Raw genomic sequence first — 24,823 nt, 5'->3', positions numbered from 1 at the left:
TGTCTAATCCCCGTCGACCGTGTAGTCGACGATCACGGGGGCATGGTCCGAGGCCCCGTCACCGGCGCGCTCGTCCCGGTCGATGAATGCCGCTCGGGCACTGTGCGCCAGGGGGTGACTGGCCAGGTGGAAGTCGATGCGCATACCTTCGTTGCGGCCGAACCGCATCGCCTTGTAGTCCCAGTAGGTGTATTCGCCGGGGGTGAACTGTCGCGTGGTCTCCGTCAGACCGGCTTCGGTGAGCTGCTGGAAGAAAGCCCGCTCTGGCTCGGTGACGTGGGTTTTGCCGTCGAAGAAGCGGCGGTCCCATACGTCGCCGTCGGTGGGTGCGATGTTGAAGTCCCCCGTGCACAACAGCTTCATCTCGGGGTCATCGGTCAGGGCCTCCCGAACGTGAACTGCCAGGGCATCGAGCCACCGCAGTTTGTACTCGTAGTGGCGGTCAGCGATTTCCCGGCCGTTGGGGACGTACAAACTCCACACCCGAACTCCACCGCATGTCGCGCCGACGGCACGTGCCTCGATCACCTGGTCGGCGATAGCGTCCTTCACGAACCCGGGTTGACCGGGAAAATGATCGGTGACATCCGTCAAGCCGACTCTGGAAAGCAGAGCAACTCCGTTCCACTGGCTGTACCCCACATGCGCCACCTCGTAACCGACCTGTTCGAACGGTAGGTAGGGGAACTGGTCGTCCCGGCACTTCGTCTCCTGGACCGCCAGGACGTCCACATCGTGGCGGATCAGAAAATCGACCATGCGGTCGGCCCGGGTACGAACCGAATTGACGTTGAACGTGGCAATGCGCATACCTAGAGAGATTAGCCGTCAACGACTTTTCCGGGAACCTGGTGAAGTGCCGACACGTTCATCAGGTGAGAGAGGTGAACGGCACGATGACTTTTCCTGACGGTACGTATCCGGGTCGGCCCGATGACGGCCCCCGGAATCGGATGAAGAACCTGGTCCCGGGTGCGCTGTACCGTGCGCAGTGCATGCGAACCGTGATCGCCACCCCCTTCACCGCACCCGTCGAACATGATCAGGTGGAGTGCTTCAGCGCCTTCGCCCCGGGGCTGAAAACCGGTCGCCGGGACCTGCTCAATGCTCCGGTCCGATTACGGGTCGCGGCGCTCGCGTTGGATGCCGCGATTTTTTCGACGCTCTACCTGGTTCTCACCGTCAGCGTCGCCATTGCCACCGGCAACTGGATCTGGTACCTCGCACTTCTGGCCGGGCCACTGCCGTTCTGGCTCTGGCAAGTCATCGGGGACGTGAATGGCGGCGGTCCGGGGAAACGACTGCTTGGTCTTCGGGTTGCGGGGCCCGCAGACTGTCCGGTCACGATGAGTCAGGCGGCGCGCCGCAACCTGTGGCTGTTTATCCCGGCGATTCCCGTCGTAGGGCCGGTCGCGGCGCTCGCGGTTGGCATGTGGCTCGCCGGGTCAGCGAAACTCGACGCCTACGGAATGGGGCCGCACGACCGTTCCTCCCGGACCCGCGTCATCATCCGGAGGTGAACTCCGGATCGAGTTCAGCGTAGCGATGCCGGTGATGTTCGACGAAGCCCAATTTGTCATAGAGCCTGATCCCGGCGGTGTTGGCTGCCAACACTTGCAGGTACGCCATGTCGCCTCCGTTCTCCGCGCCCCAGTGCAGCATCGCTATGCCGAGCTGTGTTCCAAGGCCCCGGCGGCGGTGGTCGGCGGCAACCTCGACGGCGGAGTAGCCAAGCCAGGTACGACCATCCCCGGATGAGGTGATCGTGCCCCTGGTGATTGCAACGGTCCGACCGGTGACATCCAAAAGCCGACCGAATCCCATCCGGCCGTCGATGCGCGTGCGCAGGAGATTAAGTGCGTGTTCGGGGAGTGGGCGCCCCCGGAAGTGGTAGAGCGTCAGCCACTCGTCGTCGGGTTGTTCGTCCACACGGTGTGCGACTCCGTCCGGCAAGTCCAGGGAAGGAAGATCGTTCAGTGGTCGGGTCATCACGACGATCTCCGGGCCCGTCCGCCACGCTGGACCAGCACATGCGATGCGCGCGGGGTTCCCGATCCGGTCAGGTATCAGGACCCTCACCGGAAGGTCGTGCTCCGCATAGAAGGCCTCAATTTCCGCGAGTGGAACTTCACTCAATCCGGCAGACCTGCCCAAAGGTGCCGCAGAGTTGGAACGCTCGGTGATGCCGTCGCCCGCACGCAGTAACCACTGGCCAGACCAGCGGTGCTCAATCCCCGGGAAAGCGGCGGCGGTCGCGGTCTCCACCGCGCGGATGTCACTGTTGCGTACCCGCCGGGGTGGGAGCACTTTGCAGACCTGGACCAACTCGTCCGGGATGGTCACCGTCGGAGCATCGGAGGGAAGACCACCGACCGACTGGGGGCGCACAACCAGCGGATCGAGGGACACCACGTGCCCGATGACATCGGTGAGATGGCCCGGGGTATCCGGGAGATGGCGGCGGACGATCACACGATCGCCCGGCCGCGGGGCACGTTGTGGCACGGCTAGTCCGTGGTCCTGCGCAGTGCCGGGGGGACGTCCGCGTCGACGGTGTCGTCCCGGTCGTGGCTATCGTGCCCGAACGGATCGGCATCTGCTCCGGGCATCCAGGTCAGCCCGGCTTCGGTCCACCCGTTGCGCTTGATGGTCTTCTTCGCGGCGCGACGGTGCCGGCCGATGAGGGTGTCGGTGTAGAGGAAACCGTCGAGATGGCCGACCTCGTGCTGGAGGCAGCGAGCGAAGAGTCCGTAACCCTCGATGCTGATTTCGTTGCCCTCGGCGTCGGTTCCGGTGACCCGTGCCCAGTCGGCTCGTCCGGTGGGGAAGGTTTCTCCGGGGACGGAGAGGCACCCCTCGTCATCGTCGCCGTTGTCACGGGGCATGGACTGGGGTATCTCGGAGGTTTCGAGTACCGGGTTGATCACGCAACCACGCCGGATGGGGCCACCGTTGGCATCGATGTCAGCCTGGGGCTTCTCGGAACCCTCGGGGCCTTCGATATCGGGGCAGTTGTAGACGAAGAGCCTTTTACCGACGCCGATCTGGTTGGCTGCGAGACCAACGCCGTGGGCGACGTCCATGGTCTCGTACATGTCGCGGATGAGTTCCTGGAGTTCGGCGGGCGACTCGGTGACGGGTGCAGTCGGGTTATGCAGCACCGGGTCACCGTGGATAACGATGGGTCGGACAGTCATACCCGGGAGTTTAGTTCACCTCTAGACTGGAGCCATGCCCGCCTCCACACAGTTGTCCGAGTTCGATGCCCGGTTACTGGCGTTCGCGGAGAATGCACCCCGTTCCCCCGGGGCCAGGGAAGAAGCCATCGCCCGAACATTGGGGATAAGCGCTGTGCGTTATTACCAGCGTCTCAACCTGCTTCTCGACGAACCGGCGGCCGCTGCGGCCCATCCGACACTCGTTGCGAGGCTGCGGCGGATACGCGACCAGCGAGCCGAATCACGTAAGAGGATCAAAAGCAGCTAAGATAACTCCTTGTGTCCCCCAACAAACACAGTGACGCCCCCGAAGGTTCCGACGTCCCCGAAGGCCGCCCCGATGAAGCTGTCAGGCATGTGCCTGTTGGGGAGCCCAGATCCCTGCCGCTGAGGGGATTCGCGATGATTCTCGCGGCGGTTGCCGTACTGCTCGCGGCGTGGGCATTATTCGTCGGGCTTCGCGGTGATGACTCCGATACCACCCCTGCCGTGGCAGGAAACACGAGTTCCACCGCACCGACCAGTAACGCAGCGCGCGCAGAGGCCCCCGCTGCCTCCACCGCAGAGGAGGAGACACAGAAGGAGCGGGAAGAAGTGACCTCTGGGTCGCCGAGTCCCGAGCCTGAAGTCACACCGACAGCGGAGATCCCGGTTCAACCACAGCCGAATTCTCAACCCGCTCCTGCCCCCGTCGGTGATCCCCGGACGGTGGCTGTGCACGCCCTGAACAATTCCACGGTCCAGGGGCTGGCTAACCGTGCCGCCGACAGACTCACCGGACAGGGCTGGACAGTCGGGGAGGTGGGTAACCTCGCGGAGGCGTACCTGCCCGCGTCGGCCGTCTACTACAACCCAGGAAACCCCACAGAAGAAGCGGCGGCCCGTGAGGTCGGTACCGCCCTCGGTATTCCCGCGAAGGTACGTACTCCGGAGCTCGCGACCGCTCCCACCGGTGGAGTTGTCGTGGTTCTCACGGGTGACGTCACCTTCTGACACGGCACTCCTCTTCTTCCGTTCCGTCCCACTAGGAGCCGATATGGCTGATCACATGAACTTCAACCGTTCCCCGGAACCGACTCTCGGTGTGGAATGGGAGATCGGGCTCATCGACCCCGACACCCGCGACCTCACGCCGCGTTCATCCGACATGATCGAGCTCATGTCGAAGAAGCGCCCCGATCTGCAGGTGGAACCTGAGTTCCTGAAGAATACCGTCGAGATGGTCACCGGTGTCTGTCACACAGTGCCCGAGGCCGTCGCCGAGCTCGGTTCCGGTCTTGATTCCCTCCACGAGTCGGCTGGTGAGCTGGGGGTCCGCCTGTGGTCCGCCGGGTCGCACCCGTTCTCGGACTGGCGGGACCAGGAGGTCTCGGACAAGAGCCCGTACACTGAGATCATCCGTAGGACGAAGTTCTGGGGTCGGCAGATGCTGATCTGGGGCCTGCACGTCCACGTGGGAGTCAGCCATGAGGCCAAGGTCTGGCCCATCATCAACGCCCTGATGACGAACTATCCGCACCTGCTCGCCCTGAGCGCCGCTTCTCCCGGATGGAACGGATTGGACACCGGTTACGCATCGAACCGTACGATGCTCTACCAGCAACTTCCCACCGCAGGTGCGCCCTATGGGTTCAACACCTGGAGCCAGTGGACCGAGTATCTGCGGCAGCAGGAAAAGTCCGGGGTGATTGACCACACCGGTTCCATGCACTTCGATATCCGTCCTTCCGCCAAGTGGGGCACCATCGAGATTCGTGTCTCGGATGCACCCAGCAACCTTCGGGAACTCGCGGCGCTCACTGCGCTCACCCACTGCCTCGTCGTGTACTACGACCGGGCCTTCGAAGCGGGCGAAACCTTGCCGTCCCTGCAGCCCTGGCACATCCGGGAGAACAAATGGCGTGCCGCCCGACACGGTCTTGAGGCGGACATCATCTGCTCACGGAATACCGACAAGGTGAGTGTCGCAGACGACATTGTCCGCATCGTCACGGTGCTGGAACCCCTCGCGGAGGAACTCGGCTGTGCCGAGGAACTTGCGATAGTGCACGAGATCATCGACAGGGGTGCGTCGTACCGGCGTCAGCGTGAGCTGTACGAGCGGACGGGTGACTGGCGTGACGTCGTCGATTTGATCTGTGATGAGATGGAGCGCGGTCGGCCCTGATCCATCGACACTGCACGGTGTATCGCTGAAAGGCACCCGCCCTGAAGAGGCGGGTGCCTTTTCGGATGCACCGGGTCTCGTGTTCTCGTGTTCTTCAGGGGGAAGAGCTGTTACGGGTGTCGTCCCTGGATAAGGCCTCCGGGTCGTACAGCTTTTCCTTTCTGGCCAGGCGGCCCAGGCGCTGTCCGATCACAGGGGCGGTGATCAGGGTGAAGGCGATGATGAGAATGAGAACCCCGAGGTCTCCTGCCGCTCCGGCGTCGAGGTTCCGGGAGCCGCTGACTCTCAGAAGCGCCCCGCTCACCGCCAGGATCAGTCCGAGTGTCTGGGGTTTTGTCACCGCGTGCAGTCGTGTCAGGGTGTCCCGGAAACGGGCGAGACCGATCGCTGCAGACAAGGCGAGGAGTGATCCGAGGAACAGGAGGATCAGGGACAGGACATCGAGGATCAGCGTGGTCATTGGGCGCCATCCCGTTTCCGGAAACGGGTGACCGCCACGGTGGAGATGAAGCCGAGCAGTGCCACGACGATCATCGAGTTGGTCACGGTCGTGTCGAGGGTGCGGCAGATGTAGACGGCTAGGGTGCACTGGATCATCGCCACCACCGCATCCAGACTCAGGAGTCGGTCGAGCGAGTTTGGCCCGACGAGCATCCGCCACCCCGTCACGATGAAAGCCACCGCCAGCAGGGAGGCGGGGATGAGGAGGAGCGTGTTGTAGAGGGACGGGTCCATCAGCCGTTCCTTTCGAAGATGTGGATGAGACGGCGTTCGAGTTGAGCGATCCGTCGGATCTCGCGTTCGACCACACCTGTGGATGATCCGTCGATCAGGTGCATGGTCAGCTTTCGGTCGGCGATGTCGAGATCGGTGACCGTACCCCCGGGTTGCAGATTGAGCAGGGTCACGGCGAAGGAGAACACCAGATCCTCCTGCACCCGCATCGGTACGATGATGATGGCCCCCGGGGGAACAGGTGCGGGCCGTAACGCGATCACGGCGACCTTCACCGAGCTGGCGACCAGGTCGATGCTGAAGCGTCCAGCCAGGCGCAGGAGAGCCGGCCAGCGGACTCCCGTTCCCGATCCCGGCATGGATGGGAGGGGAAGGAGCAGGGTTACCGCCACTCCGATTCCCAAACCTGCGAGAAGGTTACCTGCGGAGAACTCCCCCCACAGCAGCGCCCACATGAAGGTCAGCCACAGCACGGCCTGCGGGCGGAAGCGGCGGCGGACTCCAGCGATCATCGTTGTTCTCCCTCGCTCGGGGCTGCGGCGGCATCCTCCGGGCTACGGCGGGCGTCGATACCGTCGTTGATACGGTCTCGGTTGCCCGGTGCGAACGGTCCGGACTGACCGGGTACGAGTGTACGGCCGGGGTTGAGATAACCGGGGCCGAGAACGGCGCGGCGGTAGACGGCGACGTCCTGCGCGGATTCCGCGGAGCGGCCCGTCACTGCCGAAATCGGCCCAGCGAGGATGCTCACGGCGAGGGACGCGATGACCAGGAGTGCGGTCGGCACGACCATTCCGGCGGGCATTCTGCCGACGTCGGGGCGTTCCGACAGCTCTATTTCACGGCGTGTGCCACCGAGTGGTCCCGTGGCTGCTAAAGCAGTTGCTCCGTCGGGGGCGTCGGAGCGGTCCCGCCAGAATGCCTTCGACCACACGACAGTCATCGTGTACAGCGTCAGGAGCGAGGTGACAACGGCTCCCGCGACCAGTACCCATGCCATCGCCCCACCGTGTCCGGCTGCGGCCTCCACGAGAATGAGCTTCCCGAGGAAACCGGAGAATGGTGGGATACCGCCGAGGTTGAGGGCCGGAATGAGGTAGAGGACCGCGAGTAGGGGGGAAACGTAGGCGAGCGAACCGAGTCGGCGGAGTGATGACGAACCGGCCTGGCGTTCGATGAGACCGACCACGAGAAACAGTGCGGTCTGCACGAGAATGTGGTGCACGGTGTAGAAGATCGCTCCGGAGAGCCCCGTTGCGGTTCCGAGAGCGACCCCCATGATCATGTACCCGATGTGGCTGACCAAGGTGAACGACAGGAGACGTTTGATGTCGTTCTGGGCCATCGCACCGAGGATGCCGACCAGCATCGTCAGCAGCGCCGCCCACATCAGTACGCCGTCGAGACGCCCGTCGGTGAACACCACGGAACGCACACGGATGATCGAGTAGACACCAACTTTGGTGAGCAGACCGGCGAAGACGGCGGTAACGAGGGCGGGGGCGGTCGGATAGGAGTCCGGGAGCCATGAGTACAGCGGGAAAACCGCAGCCTTGATACCGAAGGCGACGAGCAGCACCGCGAAGATGGCCGCCCGGGTGCCTTCGGGAACCTGCTCCATCCGAACCGAGACCTGTGCCATGTTCATGGTTCCCACCGCCGCGTAGATGAGGGCGAGGGCGACGAGGAACACGAAGGAAGAGAGCATTGAAACCATCACGTAGCTCACACCGGCCCGGACTCGGGCTGGGGAAGCGCCGATGGTCAAAAGGACGTAGCTGGCGACGAGAAGAACCTCGAAACCGACATAGAGGTTGAACAGGTCACCGGCGAGGAAAGCCATGTTCACACCCATGGTGAGCAGCAGGTATGCAGGAAGGAACACCCCCACGGGTTCATCCTCTGTTCCGTCACGCACACCCTGACCGATGGCGTAGCGGAGAACGGAGAACAGTACCAGCGAGGACACCGCGAGCAGTAGTGCGGAGAGCCGGTCCGCGACGAGGGTGATGCCCACCGGGGCATCCCAGCCACCGATCTGGAGAGTCTGGATGCCCACCCGGTCGACGAGGGCGACGAGCACGGTACACAGAACGATCAGAACGGTCAGCGCGGTCGCGGTCACCGCACGCTGGATCCGAGGGTGCCGCCCCGCAAGGAGGCATACCGCAGCGGCCACCGCGGGGATGATCACCGGGAGCGGGACGAGATGGGGGATGAGGATGTCCGTGGACAGCGCTTCAGGGAAGCCCATCAGTTGTCCTCCTTCACGGGACGTTCGAAGCTCTCGGGGCCGAAATCGTCCCCGTGGCCTGTTGCCCGCCCGGTCTCGGGATCTGCGGAAGCGTCGTGGTCGGGTGCCGCCGAGGCGGTATCGGGTCGGTGGGCGATCGCGGTGTCCTCGGTATCGTCGCCGATGAGGTCGGCGGTGCGGTAGCGGTACTGGCGGAAGGCGAGAGCCAGGATGAATGCAGTCATGGCCATGGAAATGACGATGGCGGTGAGGATCATCCCCTGGGCGAGGGGATCGGCGTCGGTGCCCGTCAACGTGGACTCACGCCCGGCGATCGGTGGTGCGCCCGCGCCACCACCCGAGGTCAGCATGAGCAGGTTTGCCCCGTTTCCGAGGAGGATCAGGCCGAGCAGCATCTTTGTCATGGCCCGTTCGAGGAGGAGGTACACTCCGCAGGAGATGAGAACCCCGCACGCGATGAGCAGGAAGAGATTCGCGACCATACTGCTACCTCCGCTTCCTTCTGATGATGATTGTTCCCTCGGAGTTCTTTCCGGGATTCCTTTCCGACGGATACTCGGCCTTTCGGCGGGCGAGCCGTCGGGCACGTTCGCGGGCGCGCCGTCGACGCTGTTCCTCGTCGATGTCGAGCTGCGCACCGAGGGAGCGGAGGATGTGGAGAATCAGGCCGATCACGATGAGGTAGACACCGGCGTCGAAGATCACGGGGGACACGACGTGCACCTCACCGATGAACGGAAGAACGAGATCGGTTGTGGCGGAGGCTAATGGCGGGCGATCGATAAGCATCGGGGCAACGACTGACCCGGCGGAGAGCAGCAGACCGGCACCGAGCAGACGGGACGCATCCACTGGAAGTGCCTCCTCCAGCTCCTCCCGTCCTCCCGCAAGATAGCGGAGCATGAACGCGAGAGCCGCAACGAGTCCCCCGGCGAACCCACCACCCGGCGCGTTGTGCCCGGCGAAAAAGAAATAGAGTGACAGCGTGATCATCGACGGGAAGAGGATCCGGGTCGTCACTTCCATCATGAATGACCGGTTCCTGGCCTTCTCGTCTTCGACGGGTGCCGCGAGCCAACTCGGTGCTTCGGTGCGAAGCGTAGGACGACGGGAAACCCGGGAGAAACTACGGGTGCGGTACACCAAAGATGCGACACCGGTGGCGACGATGACGAGGACCGAGATCTCGCCGAACGTATCCCAGGCGCGGATGTCCACCAATAGCACGTTGACGGCGTTCGATCCGTGTCCGATACGTGAGGCCAGTTCCGGGATGTGGATGGAGACGGGGAGGGTATTCCGGGCGTTCATCGCGAAGGCGCCGAGAACAGACACCGTCAGTCCCACCGACACTGCGAGCCAGGCGCGCAGTCTCGTGTGATCTTTTTCCCCGGCGCGACGTTCCGTACTTGCCGGAAGTTTGCGGAGAACGAGGACGAATACCACGACGGAGACCGTCTCCACGAGCAACTGGGTCAACGCGAGATCCGGCGCCCCGTGGAGAGCGAAGATCACGGCGACGCCGTAACCCGTCATTCCGACGAGGATAAGTGCGGAGAGCCGGTTGTCCAGGACCGTTGAGGCGATTGCGGCGATGACGATGATGACAACTACGAGGCCCTGTACCGGAGAGTCCCACAGTTCCATGCGGATGTCGGTCCGAGAGCCCGTCACGAGCATCGTCAGCGGGAGGATTACCAGTGTGGCGAGAATGACGGCCTCATTGACGGGAAGCGAACCACGTTGTGTCGTTGCAGTGATCCGGAGTGAGATCCTCCGCAGCATGTCGATTACCGTGTCGTACGCGAGGTTCGCGTTACCCAGTGCCGGTCGACTGAAGTGGAGTCGGCTGACGGTCTGCCGCTGCCAGTGCAGAATCACGCCGCAGGTGAGGATTACCGCACTGATGAGTAGCGGTAGCGTCCAGCCGTGCCACAGGGAGAGATGGGACGGAGTTCTGGCGTAGCTGTGGAGGACAGTGTCGAGAGGGGCCGGGATGATTCCCAGGATGATTCCACCCGCCGCGAGAACTGCCGGTGGAACCCACAGTGTAGAGATGACCGGTGCAGCCCCGGACACGGCGGCGGAGGTGCCTCCACCCGATGTGTGTGTCGGTGATTTCGTGGCGAACGCCCCGTACAGAAAATAGAGGGAGTACGCGACCGTCAGCATGCTTCCGACCACGATTCCCGTCAGTGTGAGCTTCCCGGGCATACCGGTAAGCAGGGCTTCGTCGAGAAGCGTGGCGACGGTTGCCTCTTTGGCCACGAAGCCGAGTGTCCCCGGAACCCCAGCCATCGATGCGGCAGCGGTGACCGCCAGCACGAACAGCGCAGGTCGGGTCCGGCCCAGTCCGGATAGTTCGCGGATGTCCCGGGTACCCGTGGTCCGATCGATGGCGCCCACGATCATGAACAGGGTGGCCTTGAACAGCGCGTGTGCCACGGTAAGAGCCAGACCCGCGAGTAGGGCACCGGGTGACCCGATGCCCACCACCGTGATGATGAATCCGAGCTGGCTCACCGTCCCATAGGCGAGAATGAGTTTTAGATCCACCTGACGCAGCGCAATCCATCCCGCCATCAGCATCGTCGCCAATCCGGCCGGGATGACGACGAGATGCCAGGATCCGATCTGGTTCAGTTCCGGGGAGAGCCGAGCCACGAGGTAGATACCCGCCTTCACCATCGCCGCCGAATGCAGGTAGGCCGACACCGGAGTCGGTGCCGCCATCGCACCGGGCAACCAGAAATGCATCGGTGCGATCGCGGACTTGGACAGCGCACCGGTCAGGATCAGCACCACCGCAGCACTCGTTGCTGCGGACGGTGCGGGTGCTCCGGAGTCCATCAACGTGGATAGATCCCAGATATTGGATGTGATGCCCAACAGGATGATTCCCACCAGCATCGCCAGACCGCCCAGCGTGGTAACCATGAGTGCCTGTCCTGCGGCGCGACGGGACGAGGCGCGCTCGCCGTAATAACCGACGAGCAGGAAGGAAAGGACCGAGGTCAGCTCCCAGAACACGTACATCAGGAGCAGATTGTCCGCGGTGACCAGACCGTACATGACCATGGTGAATGCGACCATCTGGGATCCGAATACGGATAACCGTTTCGGATTGGAATCGAAGTAGCCCCGGCAATACCAGAGAATCAGGGCACCGACACCCAGGACGATCAGAGCGAACAGGGCGGACAGTGAATCCATGGTGAGTGTGATGTTCAGGTGCGCTGCCGGCATCCAGGGGATGTCGACACCGGTCGGCTCCACCCCTCGGGAGAAGTCTCCTCGTATCCAGCTCCGTACCGTCCACGCGAACGCCCCGGCGGGAACGATCGCCAGCACCCCGAAGGCCGGACGCCCGATTCTTCCGATGAGAACCGGGGCCACAATGGTTGCCGCAGCGAGCACAGTCAATACGATGAGCACGTCCATGTCTGCGGCTTCTCCGGCTGGGCTGGGCGGGATGGGTCAGAAGGATAGTGTACCTGGCGGTAGCCGCTGCCCGATTCTGCAGCAGAGGCTGCTGCGATCTGCACCGGGTATCCCTCGCCGCCGCCCCGGGCGTTCCGCGCTGTGTTTCGGTAATACTTTCACCGTGGCGTCCGTACAGGGCAACTGTGGAAAAGTGTTCAGCGGTGCAGTCGGTGTGCCGCTCGGCTCATGGCGGAAGCTGTGGCGGAGTCGGGTGTCGCGCCGAAACCGAGGACCCAACAGCGTTTTCCGTTGTCGCAGACCTCCAGGAAGATCGCGGTACCGTTGAAGATCTTCCGCTGCCGGAACGTCAGGATCTCAACTCGGCGCCCGGCGTCGGCCAACAGGTTGGTACACGCGGAGATCGTACCCATGGCGATGATCTCCCGGGGCGCGTGGACGACGCCGCCCCGCCCCGGGCGGGAGGTGGTCAGAGTGGCGGAGAACAATCTGCGGTTGTCCCGGAGCGGGCTGTGTGACAGGCCTTCGATGCGCAGATCTGGGGTCGGGCAATAGGTGGCGGTAAATGTCCGCCAGTCCATTCCGGCGGCTTCCTCACGGAGACCTGCAGGTAGATTCTGGCCGAAACGGGCGCGGAATGGATCGTCGGTGCAGGGGCGCAACGGGTCGCGCCGGTTGAATGGTGCTGGTTGAGTGGTTCGGGTGTCCGTCAGCGGTGGGTGCGCAGTATGCAGGGGGTGGATCGACTGCCCCTCGGTTGCGGTCTGCGGTTCGGTGGTGGTGTGCGTGGAGTGCATCGCCATCGGTCCTTTTCGGGAGTTTCAGTCCGTCCACGGGCCGCATACCTGATACCTGCCGGAGAATTCCGGGGAGGGCCTTGTGGTGGTGTGACGGATCTGTCTGGTCAATGAAATGGACCGACGCTTGTTCAAGCGACTGGGAGGATAACGACTACTGCCCCGGGTGAAGGGGTCAGTCCTTATCCTTCACCGGGGTACGTAGCCTCTGCTACTCGCGTAAGTCGAATGATGTGCGTCACAAAAACGAGGCTAGAGGTTTCCCGTGTCCGGGGTCAAGAGATTCCCGGAAAAGTGGGGTGTGGGGGTATCTACGGGGTGGTGTGGAAGAGCCCCCGGGCTTTTCTCCCGGGGGCGTCGGAGCTGGGTGGGAACCTAGGCCGTGTAGTTGAACAGGAACAGCGTCTCTGCGACGGCGCAGCGCTTCAGTTCCTCCGGGGAGACGGATTCGTTGGCCGAGTGGATGGTGCACAGCGGTTCTTCGACGCCGAACAGGGCGATCTCGGCACCCGGCACCGCCTGTTGCAGGGCGGTGGTCAGGGGAATGGAACCACCGGAGCCGCAGTACGCGGTTTCCTTATCCCCGAAGGCCTTCGACAGTGCATCGGCGAGTGCCTGGGCGGCGGGGCCTGATGTGTCTGTGGCGAAAGGTTCGTTGACCTCGAGAATCTCGACGTCGACCTGTGCGCCCCAGGGTGCGGCGTCGAGCAGGTGGCGGCGGAGTGCCTCGGCGGTCCCGGTCCCTGATGCGCCGTAGGGGGTGCGCAGGTTGAGTTGAGCACTCGCGGTGGCGGGAATGGCGTTCATTGCTTCGGCGACGGGGGTGGAGGTGAATCCGGTGACGGTGACGGCGGGCCGGGCCCAGAGCTGATCCGCGATGTCGGTACCGTCCCCGATGATCTCCACTCCGTCGAGGATGCCTGCGTCCGCGCGGAAGGCGTCCGGGTCGTAGGCGATCCCGTTCCACGTGGCCGTGTTGTCTGTGGCGCGGATGGCGACGCGCCCGGATTCATCGCGGAGGGAATCCAGGATGCGGATGAGGGCTGAGACGGCATCCGGCGCGGGTCCGCCGAATCCACCGGAGTGCACAGCGGACCGCAGGGTTCGCACGGTGACACGGAGTTGTGCACCGCCGCGGAGGGAAGTGGTCAGCGTGGGGACCCCCTCTGCGACGTTGCCGGTGTCCGCGATGATGATCGCGTCGGCGGTGAAGAGCTCCGGTCGTTCGGAGATGAGGGCGTCGAGCCCCTCGCCACCTTTCTCTTCGGAGCCTTCGATGACGACGATGATGCCGATGCCTGGATCACCGAGCTCCCGGAGCGCACGCAGGGTGGCGAGGTGCATGACGAGATTGCCCTTGCAGTCGGCGGTACCGCGTCCGTACCAGCGTCCGTCGCGTTCCGTGAGGGTGAACGGGTCTGAGGTCCACGCTGCAGGGCTTCCGGCCGGGACGACGTCGTAGTGCGAGTAGAGCAGGACCGTCGGGCGTCCGTCGTGGGCTTCACGGCGGCCGATCACGGCGGTGGATCCGTCGGTGGTGGGGTGGGGCTCGACCGTCAGGCCGACGTCCTCGAGTGCGTGGACGACCCAGGCTGCTGCGTCGGCGTTGGCCTGTTTGCAGTCCGGTTCTCCGTGTACGGAATTGAAGGAGACGAGTTCCGTCAGGTCGGCGAGAATGCGTGCCTGCTGGGCCTCGATTGCTGCGGTGACTGCTGCTGTGGTGGGAATCTCGGGAGTCATGGGGTCAAGTCTAGGACCCCGGATCTTGCACTCGCACGTCCCGACTGCTAGAAACGGACCTAGCACTTGATACTGGAGAGTGCCAGGATTTGTACCACCTGCGGGTGAGGTTGGACCCAACACTCACCGACCGTGCCGTCGCGGGCGCCCGCAGATACTTGACGTGAGTGTCGTCCGATGAAAAACCAAGGAGCACACAACACATGGCAAAGATCATCGCTTTTGATGAGGAAGCACGCCGTGGCCTCGAAAAGGGCCTGAACACCCTCGCTGACGCCGTCAAGGTCACGCTCGGCCCGAAGGGGCGCAACGTCGTCCTGGAGAAGTCCTGGGGCGCCCCGACCATCACCAACGACGGCGTGACCATCGCCCGCGAGATCGAGCTGGAGGATCCGTACGAGAAGATCGGCGCCGAGCTGGTCAAGGAGGTCGCCAAGAAGACCGACGACGTCGCAGGCGACGGCACCACCACCGCCACCGTGCTCGCCCAGGCCCTCGTCCGCGAGGGGCTGCGCAACGTGGCCGCCGGCTCTAACCCGATGGGCATTAAGCGCGGTATCGAGCAGGCTGTGAAGAAGGTCACCGAGGAGCTGCTCGCCACCGCTAAGGAGATCGAGACGGAGGAGCAGATCGCTGCGACTGCGGGCATCTCCGCCGCCGATCCCGCCATCGGTGCCAAGATCGCCCAGGCGATGTACGCCGTGGGTGGAGGCAAGCTGAACAAGGAATCCGTCATCACCGTCGAGGAGTCCAACACTTTCGGTGTCGAACTCGACGTCACCGAAGGCATGCGCTTCGACAAGGGCTACATCTCCGGCTACTTCGCCACCGACATGGAGCGCCAGGAAGCCGTCCTTGAGGACCCGTACATCCTCCTGGTCTCCGCGAAGATCGGCAACATCAAGGATCTGCTTCCGCTGCTGGAGAAGGTCATGCAGACCGGCAAGCCGCTGCTGATCATCGCCGAGGATGTTGAGGGTGAGGCTCTGTCCACCCTGGTTGTCAACAAGATCCGTGGCACCTTCAAGTCCGTCGCCGTCAAGGCCCCCGGCTTCGGTGACCGCCGCAAGGCACAGCTCCAGGACATGGCCATCCTCACCGGTGGTCAGGTCATCTCCGAGGAGGTCGGCCTCTCCCTGGAGAGTGCGGACATCCCGCTACTGGGCCGTGCCCGCAAGGTCGTCGTCACCAAGGACGAGACCACCATCGTCGAGGGTGCCGGTGACAGCGCCCAGATCGAGGGTCGCGTCAACCAGATCCGCGCCGAGATCGAGAACTCCGACTCCGAGTACGACCGGGAGAAGCTGCAGGAGCGCCTGGCGAAGCTCGCCGGTGGCGTCGCCGTCATCAAGGTCGGTGCCGCGACCGAGGTCGAGCTGAAGGAGCGCAAGCACCGCATCGAGGATGCCGTTCGGAACGCCAAGGCAGCCGTTGAGGAGGGCATCGTCGCAGGTGGTGGCGTGGCCCTTATCCAGGCCGCTCACGTTCTCGACGGTGACCTCGACCTCACCGGCGATGAGGCCACCGGTGTGAAGATCGTTCGCACTGCGCTGTCCGCGCCGCTGAAGCAGATCGCACTCAACGCCGGTCACGAGCCGGGCGTCGTTGCCGACAAGGTCGCCTCCCTCAAGGTGGGCGAAGGCCTGAACGCCGCGACCGGCGAGTACGTCAACCTGATGGATGCGGGCATCAACGACCCGGTTAAGGTGACCCGCTCCGCACTGCAGAACGCCGCCTCCATCGCGGCTCTGTTCCTCACCACCGAGGCTGTCGTCGCCGACAAGCCGCAGCCTGCCGGCCAGGGTATGCCCGACGCCGACGCCATGGGTGGCATGGGCGGATTCTGATCCCCTGACACCTGACCACCGCCCGGTGATGTGCTCACCGGGTGGTGGTCGAAGAAAACAACGGCCTGCCCCCGCAGTATGCGGGGGCAGGCCGTTGTGGCGTCGTGCGGACCAGTTCACGGGAGCGGTGTTGGCTCCCCGGAGATGTCGTCGACGGGGATGTGGCATGTTCCGGTCACTCCGGTTCCGACTGTCGCGGTGACGACGATCTCGTCTCCGGGTTTCCCGATGTAGGTGATGTGGGCGGTGGGTTGTTCGTGGCTGATGTCCGCCATGCTGGGGGCGCAGTCGCCGTTGGGGGAGGTCGCGCCGAGAATCGGCGCAGTGAGCTGTCTGGAGGGGATTGCTGGTGCGATGGGCGAGATCTCACGGGGTGCAGAATGTTGCGAATTGTATCGATACATTGACACAAAAGAGGGTATGTTCTAGCTTTTTGTATCATAACCTTGATACAAAATGTGCAGGAGGCACCCCATGACATCCGTCCTACCGTCACTGCTCCTCATCGGATTGTTCCTCGTGTCCGTCATCGCCGCACGCTTCGTCCGGACGCGGGGAACTTCCGGGATAGCCACGATCCCGGCTGATTCCGGGCCGGTGCGCCGCTACCGCCGTTGGCTCCGGGGAGGGATCGTGGCCGGAGTCGCCGTCGCATTGTTTGGTGCACTCTTCATCACCGGCCTGGGATTGGGACTGACCCTCGCCCCAACGGTCTTCGCGGTCATCGTGCTCATTGTCTCGGCGGTGGCGGTCGCCACCGTTCGACCGCAGCAAGGCGCACGCCGCCGGGCACCACTCGCCACCAGGACCATCCTGTCGACGACGGGAGCCGTACCGCTCGCGTCGTCGATCGCGACCGTCGTGGTGACCGCCGGAGTCCTCCTCGCCGGGATCCGCACAGGCTCCCCCGACGACCTCGGACGGTCGGGACGGGCCATCACCGTGTCCTGCCTTGAAGCCGACGGAATAATCACGTCCTCCGCAACCCCGTGGCCCGGAAGTTGGTATGCAACCCCGATGCTTTGCATCCTTGCGGCGTGCACCCTGATCGGGGCCCTGGTCCTCGTCCTCGCCACGAAACGTCCGGTACTCCCCGACATCGACGCGGACGTGGCATTCCGCCGGGTCACCGGCACCGCTGTGACCGCCACCCTGACCTTCACGGCGGCCGTCACCGGTGCCCCCATTGCGCTCTGGATGTTCGCCGCATACCCCGACTGTGCGGGAAAACCCGCGTTTCTGTGGTTCATCGGGTTTTCCGGGGTGCTTCTCATCGGTGCCGCCGTCCATGCGTTGACCCATATCATCGCCCTCGTCGCCGCCCCGTCGAGCAAAGCTCGGTGAGATGAGATGCGGCGGATAAGTATCTGTGTCGATGATCCGACTCCCGTCTACGAGCAGGTTCGCCGCGAGGTGATTCGGCTCGTTACGTCAGGTGACCTGGACGAGGGGGCTAGGCTCCCGCCGGTGCGGCAGCTCGCGCGTGACCTCGGGATCGCCCCGGGGACGGTGGCACGCGCTTACCGGGAACTTGAAGCGGCCGGAACGGTGACCACCCGCCGAGGAGCGGGAACCCGGATCGCTGAAGGGGCCGTGGACTCTGTGGCCGGAGGCTCCGGAGGCGGACTCGCTGCCGAGACTTCGGCCCTGGTTTCCCGGGCTGTCGAGGCCGGGATCACATTGCCGGAACTCCAACGACGGATTGCCGAGGCGTGGCCGGGGCGATGACCGTCGAGGGTTAGGATTGACGCCTGCTGATCCACCGCCGCCGTCAGTTCCAAGGAGAAGATCCCATGGCCGGATACACCCCGGGCGAAACCACCGTGCACACCTCGGTCGCCGACATCGGTCGCGTCACCCGTGCACTACGCAAGACGTCACGGCCGGTTGTCCTCGTTCCCACCATGGGTGCCCTCCATGAGGGGCACCTGGAGCTCGTCCGTGCCGCGAAGTCACTGCCGCGTGCCGTGGTCGTGGTCTCCATCTTCGTCAACCCACTGCAGTTCGGGGATGATGCCGACCTGGACACCTACCCCCGGACGCTGGAGGCGGACGTCGAGAAGCTCCGGGGGGTGGGCGTCGAGCTCGTCTTCGCCCCATCCGTCCGCGAGATGTACCCCAACGGGTTCCGCACCACCGTCTCCGCAGGGCCACTGTCCGGGGAACTGGAGGGTGCCTCCCGCCCCGGCCACTTCGACGGAGCGCTGACCGTCTGCCTGAAGCTGTTCAACGTGACCAACTGCTCCGACGCGGTGTTCGGCGAGAAGGACTACCAGCAGCTCGTCCTCATGCAGCAGCTCGTCACCGACCTCAACCTTCCCATTCAGCTTCATTCGGTTCCCGTCATCAGGGAGAAGGATGGCCTGGCAATGAGCTCCCGCAACGTGCGGCTCGATAGCACCGCCCGGCAGGCCGCCGTGGCCCTGTCTGCGGCGCTCACCCTGGGTGCGCACTGCGGGGACCGTGGCCCCGGGGCCGTTCTCTCCGGGGCCCGCTCCGTCCTGGAGGCCGTACCGGAGGTTGAGGTTGACTACCTCGAGCTTCGGGACGGCAGGCTGGCGCCGCTGCCGGAGAACTTCGGGGAGGGGGAGGCCCGGCTCCTCGTCGCGGCTCGGGTCGGGGGCGTCCGGTTGCTGGACAATGTCGGGGTCATCCTCGGGGATCTGGAGGCCCGCCAGGAGAAGGAGATCGCGCAGGCGGCGTTGCAGGCGGCGGGGCTCGACGCAGAGCTCACCGATGAGGAAATGGCGGAACTGCGGCGTCTCCGGGACGAGGTCCGTCGGGTCCGTGAGGGACGGAACATGCCCGGCTGAGAGGTGAAGACGCTCCGGATCGAAAAGCGGTTTTCGGGGGAAAGGTGCTGGGGAGCATCACGAAGAGCGCATTTTAACCCCAAAAGGGGGTAGTAAAAAAAGAAGTATCAATTTAGTGGTGTGCTGGTCGCGCTTCATCGTGACCTCCGTGGTAATCGTTACGGTCGCTGGCGGATTTCACAGCCGTTTACGGGCGTTTTCGTGCACTAAACTTATTTGGGGTGGTAAAAGGGCAGTTCGCTGTAACAGCATTCCCTCATATTTCAGTTGAACTGCTGCTGCGACATTGTCTGGTAGATGTCCTTACCCCGGCAAAGTGGGTTGACGAAGGGCATGGACATGCTTAGATTGTGTGGTGGCGTCCCTGAGGGCGTCAGCAACTGGAAACTTATGCCAGCTCCAGGCTGGTCCTCTCAAGGAGAACAACATGGACTTCACCGTCATCAAAGATCAGCTCGGCGACTTCAGCACCTTCGTCGAAGCGGTCAACAAGCTGATCGAGAACTTCCCGAAGGTTGTCGCTCACCTCGGTCAGGTCGCCGACGGCAGCTTCTCTTCCGCACTCGGAAGCAGCAAGTAACTCTCTCCTGGCCCCGGCATAGGCCAGGGCCTTCAAATTTCTCTCTGCTAGGAGCAAAAACATGGATTCCTTCTCCACCACGCTGACCTCCCTCTCTACCGATGGCGGTTTCCTCCACGAGGTCTTCGAGTTCCTGAAGCCCTTCGCTGACGTCGCTTCCGGCCTCAAGTCCCTCCTGGGCCTGGTCAAGTAATGACCTGCCGCCCCTAGGGGCGAAGGTGTTCTCCGCTTCTTAAAGCGGAGAACGGACAGAAAACCCGGTACCGTGTACGCACGGGCCGGGTTTTCTGCGTGTCCGGGGCATCACGGGGGTGATCGGGAGATTTGTGGACACTCCTACCCTACGACCCCCCGTCGGCGTGGGTTGTGTCCACGATTCAACGCGGAGGCACTGTCGCGGCGTTAAACTGGGCCTATGGCTGAACTTCCCGAGCAGGAACTCCCCGTCGTCGATCTGGCCGCCACCGAGGGCTACATCGTCGATGACTCCGACGATGACGATCCCGTTCTCATCCAGCCGAATGGTGCGCCCGTGGAAACGTGGCGGGAGAATTACCCGTATGACGAGCGGATGTCCCGGCACGAGTACGAGCACACGAAGCGTGCGCTCCAGATCGAGCTGCTCAAGTGGCAGAACTGGACGAAGGACACGGGGCAGCGCCACATCATCCTCTTCGAGGGGCGTGATGCCGCGGGTAAGGGAGGAACCATCAAGCGCTTCAATGAGCACCTCAATCCCCGCGGTGCCAGGACCGTCGCCCTGGAGAAGCCTTCCCCCCGTGAGTCCACCTCGTGGTACTTCCAGCGCTACATTGAGCATTTCCCGTCAGCGGGTGAGATCGTCTTCTTCGACCGCTCCTGGTACAACCGCTCTGGTGTCGAGCGCGTCATGGGTTTCTGCACCGAGTCCCAGCATGCGGAGTTCCTACGGGAGGTACCGATGCTGGAGAACATGATCATGGGCTCGGGTATCTCCCTGACGAAGTTCTGGTTCTCCGTCACGCAGAAAGAGCAGCGCACCCGCTTCGCCATCCGTCAGGTCGATCCGGTCCGGCAATGGAAACTGTCGCCGATGGACCTGGCCTCCCTGGACAAGTGGCCGGACTATACCCGAGCGAAGGAAGAACAGTTCCGTTACACGGACACCGACGAGTCCCCGTGGGTGACCATCAAATCGAACGACAAGAAACGCGCCCGGATCAACGCCATGCGCTACGTTCTGTCCAAGTTCGAGTACACCGGCAAGGATCATGAACTCGTGGGCGAACCGGACCCGAAGATCGTGCTCCGTGGGCGGGATCAGATCGGGGACTGATCACCCCACACCGCGTTCCCCCGAAGTCAGTCCAGTGGTTCGACCGGGTTCCCCTGCCATCTCGTGTGTCGGGGGACCCGGTCTCCGCGGAGAACGAGGGACGCTGGGCCGATCGTCGTCCCCTCGCCGAGAGTCGCGGCGGGGAGTACCACCGAATGGGGGCCGAGGACAGCCCCGGCACCGATCCGGACGGTGTCCAGGCTCATGACCCGGTCCTGGAAGAGATGGGTTTGCACCACACAGCCGGGTCCAATGGTCGCCGCATCCCCGATCTCCACCAGGTCGGCCTCGGGGAGCCAGTAGGACTCGATCCAGGTGCCCCGGCCGATCTTTGCACCGATCGCACGGAGGAACCACACGAGGGGCTCCGTTCCCTGATTGGGATTAAGGAACCACGGTGCCGCGACCGCTTCCACGAATGCATCCTGAAGTTCGTTGAGCCACACGAACCGGGACCACAGGGGGTGCTCACCTGGTCGGATCCTGCCGACGCACAGCCATTTCACCGCGACGGTGATCGTGGCCGCACACAGCCCGGCGGACATCAGGACCAGACCGCCACAGAGCCACGCGAGTCCGGCCCCAGCGAGGGAATCCCCGGGGCGGGTGTAGAGCCACTGAAGGGCCAGCAGCGTTCCCGCGACAAGCACCCCGGAGGTCATCGGGGCGAGCAGCCGCATCGTCTCCACGAGCCCGCGGGCGCGCTTGAGACGCCCTGTCGGACGATACGTTCTTGCTTCACCACCGGCGTCGACGGTGACCCGCCGCAGTCGCTCCGGCGGGGAGCCCAACCAGTTCGATCCTGCGCGTGCCTTACGTGGAGTCTGTGAGAGCACCGCGACCAGGGAATTCTTGGCGAGCTTTCGCCCTGCTCCGGCGATACCGGAGTTCCCGAGGAAACTGCGCTTACCGATGCGGGTGCGCCCCGCAAGCATCCAGCCTCCTCCGAGCTCATAGCCGCCGACCATCGTGTCATCCGCGAGGAACGCCCCATCCCGGATATCCGTGAATGCTGGGACCATCACGGCAGTGGAAATTTCGGTGTCCCGGCCCACCTGTGCTCCCAAGGCACGTAGCCACAGGGGCGTCAGTCGGGAAGCGTAGAGGGGGAACAGGTGGGTCCGGGCGGCGTCCATGAGACGTTCCGTGGCCCACAACTGCCAACCGGTCCGGGAGCGAACCGGATGCACCCCGGTGGTCAAACGGAACGACATCAGCCGTACCCCGATGAGCGTGAGCATCGCGTTCACACTGAACGCGATCAGCGCTCCCACCGGTGCGAGAAGTAGCCCTGCCGTGATAGTTGCTGTGCCGGAGCCACCGCCTAGCGCGGTCGCTGCACCAGCCACTGCTGCGCCGCCGGTACCTATGGAGAAGATGGGCATGAGGCTCAGGGCCAGGGATGTCGCACCGTACACGGGTACCCACCAGGGGCGTCGTGCCGGGTGCTCCTCGGGGAAACGTCGCTTGGCGCGACCTACCTTCGCAGCGGGGGAACCCGCCCACCGTGCGCCGGGTTTCACCTTCTTCATCCCGGTGACGCACGAACCGGCCTCGACATGGGCGCCGGCACCGACAACTGTCCCGGGAAGGAGCATGGAACGTGCACCGACGCAGGCGTCCTCATCCACCGTGATCCGTCCGATATGAACGGTGTCGCCGTCCACCCACACTCCGGAGAGATCCGTCTCCGGTTCGATGCAGCAATGGTCCCCGAGGGTGAGGAGACCCGTCACGGGAGGGAGAGTGTGCAGGTGGACATCCCTGCCGATGGATGCCCCCAGCAGGCGCGCGTAGCTGGTTATCCACGTCGCCCCGGCAATGTCCCGGGCACCACAGGCGTCCTGGATACGGTCCGCGGCCCACAATCGTAGGTGCTCGGGTCCGCCGCGCGCGTAGTTCCCGGGTGTGATGCCCCGGGTGAGCACCCGGGCGGCGAGCGCTCCCAGGGGCAGTCGCCCGGCGGGGGTCACGAATATGACGAGCATGAGGACCACGAGCCACCAGGGGGCGGGCACCGCCCACCAGGTTCCGGCGGCGGCAGCGAGGTTGTTGGCGACGAGAAGCCACGCCACCCACTGTGCGGCCTGGAGCGTCATCACTGGAACCTGGATCAGATGCTGGAGAACCCGGGTCCGGGTCGGCACACCGCGCACCCTCCGGCGCTGCACTACCCCGGAGGGTGCGTCGGGACGGGCGTCGAGACACTGAGCCAGTGCCCCCAGACGCGGATGATCGTAGAGCTCCCGCACGGACATCGTAGGGAACCGTTCCCGGATTCGTCCGACCAGAGTGGCAGCGGCCAGTGATGTACCACCGAGCGCGAAAAAGTCCGCGTCCGGATCGGACACCGCGGAACCGAGAACGTCCACCCAGAGTTCCGCGAGCCACGCCTCAGTGGGAGACATCGAGGAGGTGTCGGTCACCGCGCCGGGTAGTGGCCACGGCAGTGCCGCCTTGTCCACCTTTCCGGACGTCCGGACGGGTAGTTCATCAAGGACGCACAGACGTGGTACGAGTGCCGCGGGCATCGCCTCAGCGAGCCGTTTGGTAGCTGTGACAGTGTCGAATCCTGCGTCCGGGTTCACACAGGAGAGATAGGCGACGAGTACCTTGGACTCCGCCCCGGTCGTCTGTACGACGACTGCGGAGGACCGGACCCCGGGCAGTGCTGCGACGGCTGCCTCCACCTCACCGAGTTCAATTCGCCTGCCTCCGATCTTGACCTGGTCGTCCACCCGGCCGACGAAGTAGAGACCATCCTCCTCCAGACGGACGTGATCGCCGGACCGGTAGGCCCGGGGCCACCCCACACTGCGTAGTGGCGCATACTTCTCCCGGTCCTTCTCCGGGTCGAGGTACCGGGCGAGGCCGACCCCGCCGATGACGAGTTCACCGATCTCGCCCGGCACGACCGGCTGACCATCGCCATCGACCACGACGAGATCCCATCCGTCGAGGGGCAGACCGATGGATACGTCCCGTCCGGTGTGCATCCGTGAGGCGCAGGCCACGACTGTGGCCTCGGTCGGGCCGTAGGTGTTCCAGATCTCGCGCTCTCCGGTGTCCAGGCGTTCTACCAGCTCCGGGGGACAGGCCTCGCCTCCGAAGATGAGCAGGCGGATGTTGTCCAGTGCCTCTGCGGGCCACAGGCCGGCCAATGTCGGAACGGTGGAGACGACCGTGATGTCACGCCTGATCAGCCAGGGGCCGAGGTCCATTCCGGAACGCACCAGCATCCGTGGTGCGGGAACGAGGCAGGCACCGTGCCCCCAGGCCAGCCACATCTCCTCGCAGGATGCGTCGAAGGCGACGGAGAGGCCTGCGAGTACGCGGTCGTCCGGTCCGAGTGGGCCTCCGGGGGAGTCGACGAGGAATAAGCGCGCCTCGGCGTCGACGAAGGCGGCGGCGGAACGGTGTGTGACGGCGACGCCTTTGGGACGGCCGGTGGACCCGGAGGTGAAGATGATCCAGGCGTCATCATCAGGCCGGGGTGGGCGGGTGTCGCCACCGGCCGTCCGACGGAGCACGGTAAGTCCCGAATCGGTGACGGTCGCGTTGACCCTTGCCTCATCGAAAACCATCTCGGCGCGTTCATCCGGATCGTCGGCATCCACCGGAACGTATGCTGCACCGGCGGTCAGGACGGCCAGAATCGTGATGTACAGCTCGCTTCCGCCACTCGGCAAGCGGATCCCGATGCGGTCACCCCGGCGGATGCCTGCGGCATGCAGCGCTCCAGCCTTGTGGTGCACGACCTCCATGAGTTCGGTGTAGGTCAGAACCTCACCGTCGTCGATGGCTGCGGCGTTGGGGTGGGCGGCTGCGGTGGCTGCCACGATGTCTGTGAGCGTGCGTCGGGGTGCGGCCTCACCGGCGCGCAGGAACTGCGGGGGAACGGATTTCAGGGACACGG

General features: G+C 64.2%; 24 protein-coding genes. 11 read left to right on the top strand and 13 right to left on the bottom strand.

The annotated features are described in order from the left end of the window. Positions 1 to 3: 3 nt before the first annotated feature. The gene (locus QWU43_RS10165; protein ID WP_370917775.1) at positions 4 to 810 is read right to left on the bottom strand and encodes an exodeoxyribonuclease III; all 807 of its coding nucleotides are present in this window, start codon (positions 808 to 810) and stop codon (positions 4 to 6) included. 86 nt (positions 811 to 896) lie between these two features. Between QWU43_RS10165 and QWU43_RS10160 the strand changes: the two genes are divergently transcribed. Next, positions 897 to 1,520, top strand: a complete 624-nt coding sequence (locus tag QWU43_RS10160) for an RDD family protein (RefSeq protein WP_370915540.1) — start codon at positions 897 to 899, stop codon at positions 1,518 to 1,520. On the opposite strand, the gene QWU43_RS10155 is transcribed toward QWU43_RS10160, so the two are convergent. Next, positions 1,507 to 2,505, bottom strand: a complete 999-nt coding sequence (locus QWU43_RS10155; protein WP_370917774.1) for a GNAT family N-acetyltransferase — start codon at positions 2,503 to 2,505, stop codon at positions 1,507 to 1,509. The two genes, QWU43_RS10160 and QWU43_RS10155, sit on opposite strands and share 14 nt — an antisense overlap. Positions 2,506 to 2,507: 2 nt before the next feature. Beyond that, complete coding sequence (locus QWU43_RS10150; protein ID WP_370915542.1) at positions 2,508 to 3,197, bottom strand: peptide deformylase; 690 nt, start codon at positions 3,195 to 3,197, stop codon at positions 2,508 to 2,510. Between the two features lie 34 nt (positions 3,198 to 3,231). Between QWU43_RS10150 and QWU43_RS10145 the strand changes: the two genes are divergently transcribed. Genes QWU43_RS10145 through QWU43_RS10135 form a run of 3 tightly spaced genes read left to right on the top strand, consistent with a single transcriptional unit; the run spans position 3,232 to position 5,385 of the window. After that, positions 3,232 to 3,486 (top strand): DUF3263 domain-containing protein, encoded by a 255-nt coding sequence (locus tag QWU43_RS10145; RefSeq protein ID WP_370915543.1) that lies wholly within the window; start codon positions 3,232 to 3,234, stop codon positions 3,484 to 3,486. 11 nt (positions 3,487 to 3,497) lie between these two features. Next, positions 3,498 to 4,211, top strand: coding sequence for a LytR C-terminal domain-containing protein (locus QWU43_RS10140; RefSeq protein WP_370917773.1), 714 nt, complete (start codon positions 3,498 to 3,500; stop codon positions 4,209 to 4,211). A gap of 43 nt (positions 4,212 to 4,254) precedes the next feature. Beyond that, the gene (locus QWU43_RS10135; protein WP_370915545.1) at positions 4,255 to 5,385 is read left to right on the top strand and encodes a glutamate--cysteine ligase; all 1,131 of its coding nucleotides are present in this window, start codon (positions 4,255 to 4,257) and stop codon (positions 5,383 to 5,385) included. A 94-nt stretch (positions 5,386 to 5,479) separates the two neighbouring features. Here the strand turns inward: QWU43_RS10135 and QWU43_RS10130 are convergent, their stop codons facing one another. The 8 genes from QWU43_RS10130 to QWU43_RS10095 all read right to left on the bottom strand — a co-directional run bounded on the left by QWU43_RS10130 (position 5,480) and on the right by QWU43_RS10095 (position 14,352). Further along, a complete protein-coding gene (locus QWU43_RS10130; protein ID WP_370915546.1) occupies positions 5,480 to 5,845 on the bottom strand; it encodes a monovalent cation/H(+) antiporter subunit G in 366 nt (121 codons plus the stop codon). After that, positions 5,842 to 6,120, bottom strand: a complete 279-nt coding sequence (locus tag QWU43_RS10125; RefSeq protein ID WP_370915547.1) for a monovalent cation/H+ antiporter complex subunit F — start codon at positions 6,118 to 6,120, stop codon at positions 5,842 to 5,844. The genes QWU43_RS10130 and QWU43_RS10125 overlap by 4 nt, the downstream gene beginning before the upstream one ends. Continuing rightward, entirely contained in the window at positions 6,120 to 6,632 is a 513-nt protein-coding gene (locus tag QWU43_RS10120) for a Na+/H+ antiporter subunit E (protein ID WP_370915548.1), read from the bottom strand. The genes QWU43_RS10125 and QWU43_RS10120 overlap by 1 nt, the downstream gene beginning before the upstream one ends. Beyond that, on the bottom strand, positions 6,629 to 8,374 hold the full coding sequence (locus QWU43_RS10115; RefSeq protein ID WP_370915549.1) for a Na+/H+ antiporter subunit D: 1,746 nt from the start codon (positions 8,372 to 8,374) through the stop codon (positions 6,629 to 6,631). The genes QWU43_RS10120 and QWU43_RS10115 overlap by 4 nt, the downstream gene beginning before the upstream one ends. After that, positions 8,374 to 8,856, bottom strand: a complete 483-nt coding sequence (locus tag QWU43_RS10110; RefSeq protein WP_370915550.1) for a Na(+)/H(+) antiporter subunit C — start codon at positions 8,854 to 8,856, stop codon at positions 8,374 to 8,376. The genes QWU43_RS10115 and QWU43_RS10110 overlap by 1 nt, the downstream gene beginning before the upstream one ends. Before the next feature lie 4 nt (positions 8,857 to 8,860). Continuing rightward, complete coding sequence (locus tag QWU43_RS10105; RefSeq protein ID WP_370917847.1) at positions 8,861 to 11,809, bottom strand: Na+/H+ antiporter subunit A; 2,949 nt, start codon at positions 11,807 to 11,809, stop codon at positions 8,861 to 8,863. A 203-nt stretch (positions 11,810 to 12,012) separates the two neighbouring features. Continuing rightward, positions 12,013 to 12,612, bottom strand: a complete 600-nt coding sequence (locus QWU43_RS10100) for an acetyl-CoA acetyltransferase (protein ID WP_370917772.1) — start codon at positions 12,610 to 12,612, stop codon at positions 12,013 to 12,015. A gap of 375 nt (positions 12,613 to 12,987) precedes the next feature. Further along, positions 12,988 to 14,352 (bottom strand): dipeptidase, encoded by a 1,365-nt coding sequence (locus QWU43_RS10095; protein WP_370915552.1) that lies wholly within the window; start codon positions 14,350 to 14,352, stop codon positions 12,988 to 12,990. Positions 14,353 to 14,555: 203 nt separating this feature from the next. Between QWU43_RS10095 and groL the strand changes: the two genes are divergently transcribed. Next, complete coding sequence (gene groL / locus QWU43_RS10090) at positions 14,556 to 16,199, top strand: chaperonin GroEL (RefSeq protein ID WP_198736496.1); 1,644 nt, start codon at positions 14,556 to 14,558, stop codon at positions 16,197 to 16,199. Between the two features lie 116 nt (positions 16,200 to 16,315). On the opposite strand, the gene QWU43_RS10085 is transcribed toward groL, so the two are convergent. Then, the gene (locus tag QWU43_RS10085; protein ID WP_370917771.1) at positions 16,316 to 16,609 is read right to left on the bottom strand and encodes a hypothetical protein; all 294 of its coding nucleotides are present in this window, start codon (positions 16,607 to 16,609) and stop codon (positions 16,316 to 16,318) included. 64 nt (positions 16,610 to 16,673) lie between these two features. Between QWU43_RS10085 and QWU43_RS10080 the strand changes: the two genes are divergently transcribed. From QWU43_RS10080 to ppk2, 6 genes are all read left to right on the top strand, one after another. After that, entirely contained in the window at positions 16,674 to 17,543 is an 870-nt protein-coding gene (locus QWU43_RS10080; protein WP_370917770.1) for a hypothetical protein, read from the top strand. Between the two features lie 6 nt (positions 17,544 to 17,549). Next, complete coding sequence (locus QWU43_RS10075) at positions 17,550 to 17,927, top strand: GntR family transcriptional regulator (RefSeq protein ID WP_370917769.1); 378 nt, start codon at positions 17,550 to 17,552, stop codon at positions 17,925 to 17,927. A gap of 65 nt (positions 17,928 to 17,992) precedes the next feature. Continuing rightward, entirely contained in the window at positions 17,993 to 19,012 is a 1,020-nt protein-coding gene (gene panC / locus QWU43_RS10070; protein WP_370917768.1) for a pantoate--beta-alanine ligase, read from the top strand. A gap of 427 nt (positions 19,013 to 19,439) precedes the next feature. Next, on the top strand, positions 19,440 to 19,592 hold the full coding sequence (locus QWU43_RS10065; RefSeq protein ID WP_370917767.1) for a PorH family porin: 153 nt from the start codon (positions 19,440 to 19,442) through the stop codon (positions 19,590 to 19,592). A 61-nt stretch (positions 19,593 to 19,653) separates the two neighbouring features. Further along, the gene (locus tag QWU43_RS10060; protein WP_370917766.1) at positions 19,654 to 19,785 is read left to right on the top strand and encodes a hypothetical protein; all 132 of its coding nucleotides are present in this window, start codon (positions 19,654 to 19,656) and stop codon (positions 19,783 to 19,785) included. Between the two features lie 222 nt (positions 19,786 to 20,007). Further along, the gene (ppk2, locus tag QWU43_RS10055) at positions 20,008 to 20,907 is read left to right on the top strand and encodes a polyphosphate kinase 2 (RefSeq protein ID WP_370915559.1); all 900 of its coding nucleotides are present in this window, start codon (positions 20,008 to 20,010) and stop codon (positions 20,905 to 20,907) included. 26 nt (positions 20,908 to 20,933) lie between these two features. On the opposite strand, the gene QWU43_RS10050 is transcribed toward ppk2, so the two are convergent. Then, positions 20,934 to 24,821, bottom strand: coding sequence for a Pls/PosA family non-ribosomal peptide synthetase (locus QWU43_RS10050; RefSeq protein WP_370917765.1), 3,888 nt, complete (start codon positions 24,819 to 24,821; stop codon positions 20,934 to 20,936). Positions 24,822 to 24,823 lie beyond the last annotated feature (2 nt).

The organism is Corynebacterium sp. CCM 9204 (assembly GCF_041357695.1).
Lineage (GTDB): Bacteria > Actinomycetota > Actinomycetes > Mycobacteriales > Mycobacteriaceae > Corynebacterium.
Note: the sequence above shows the minus strand (reverse complement) of the source record. Positions and strands in the feature narration are given on the sequence as shown.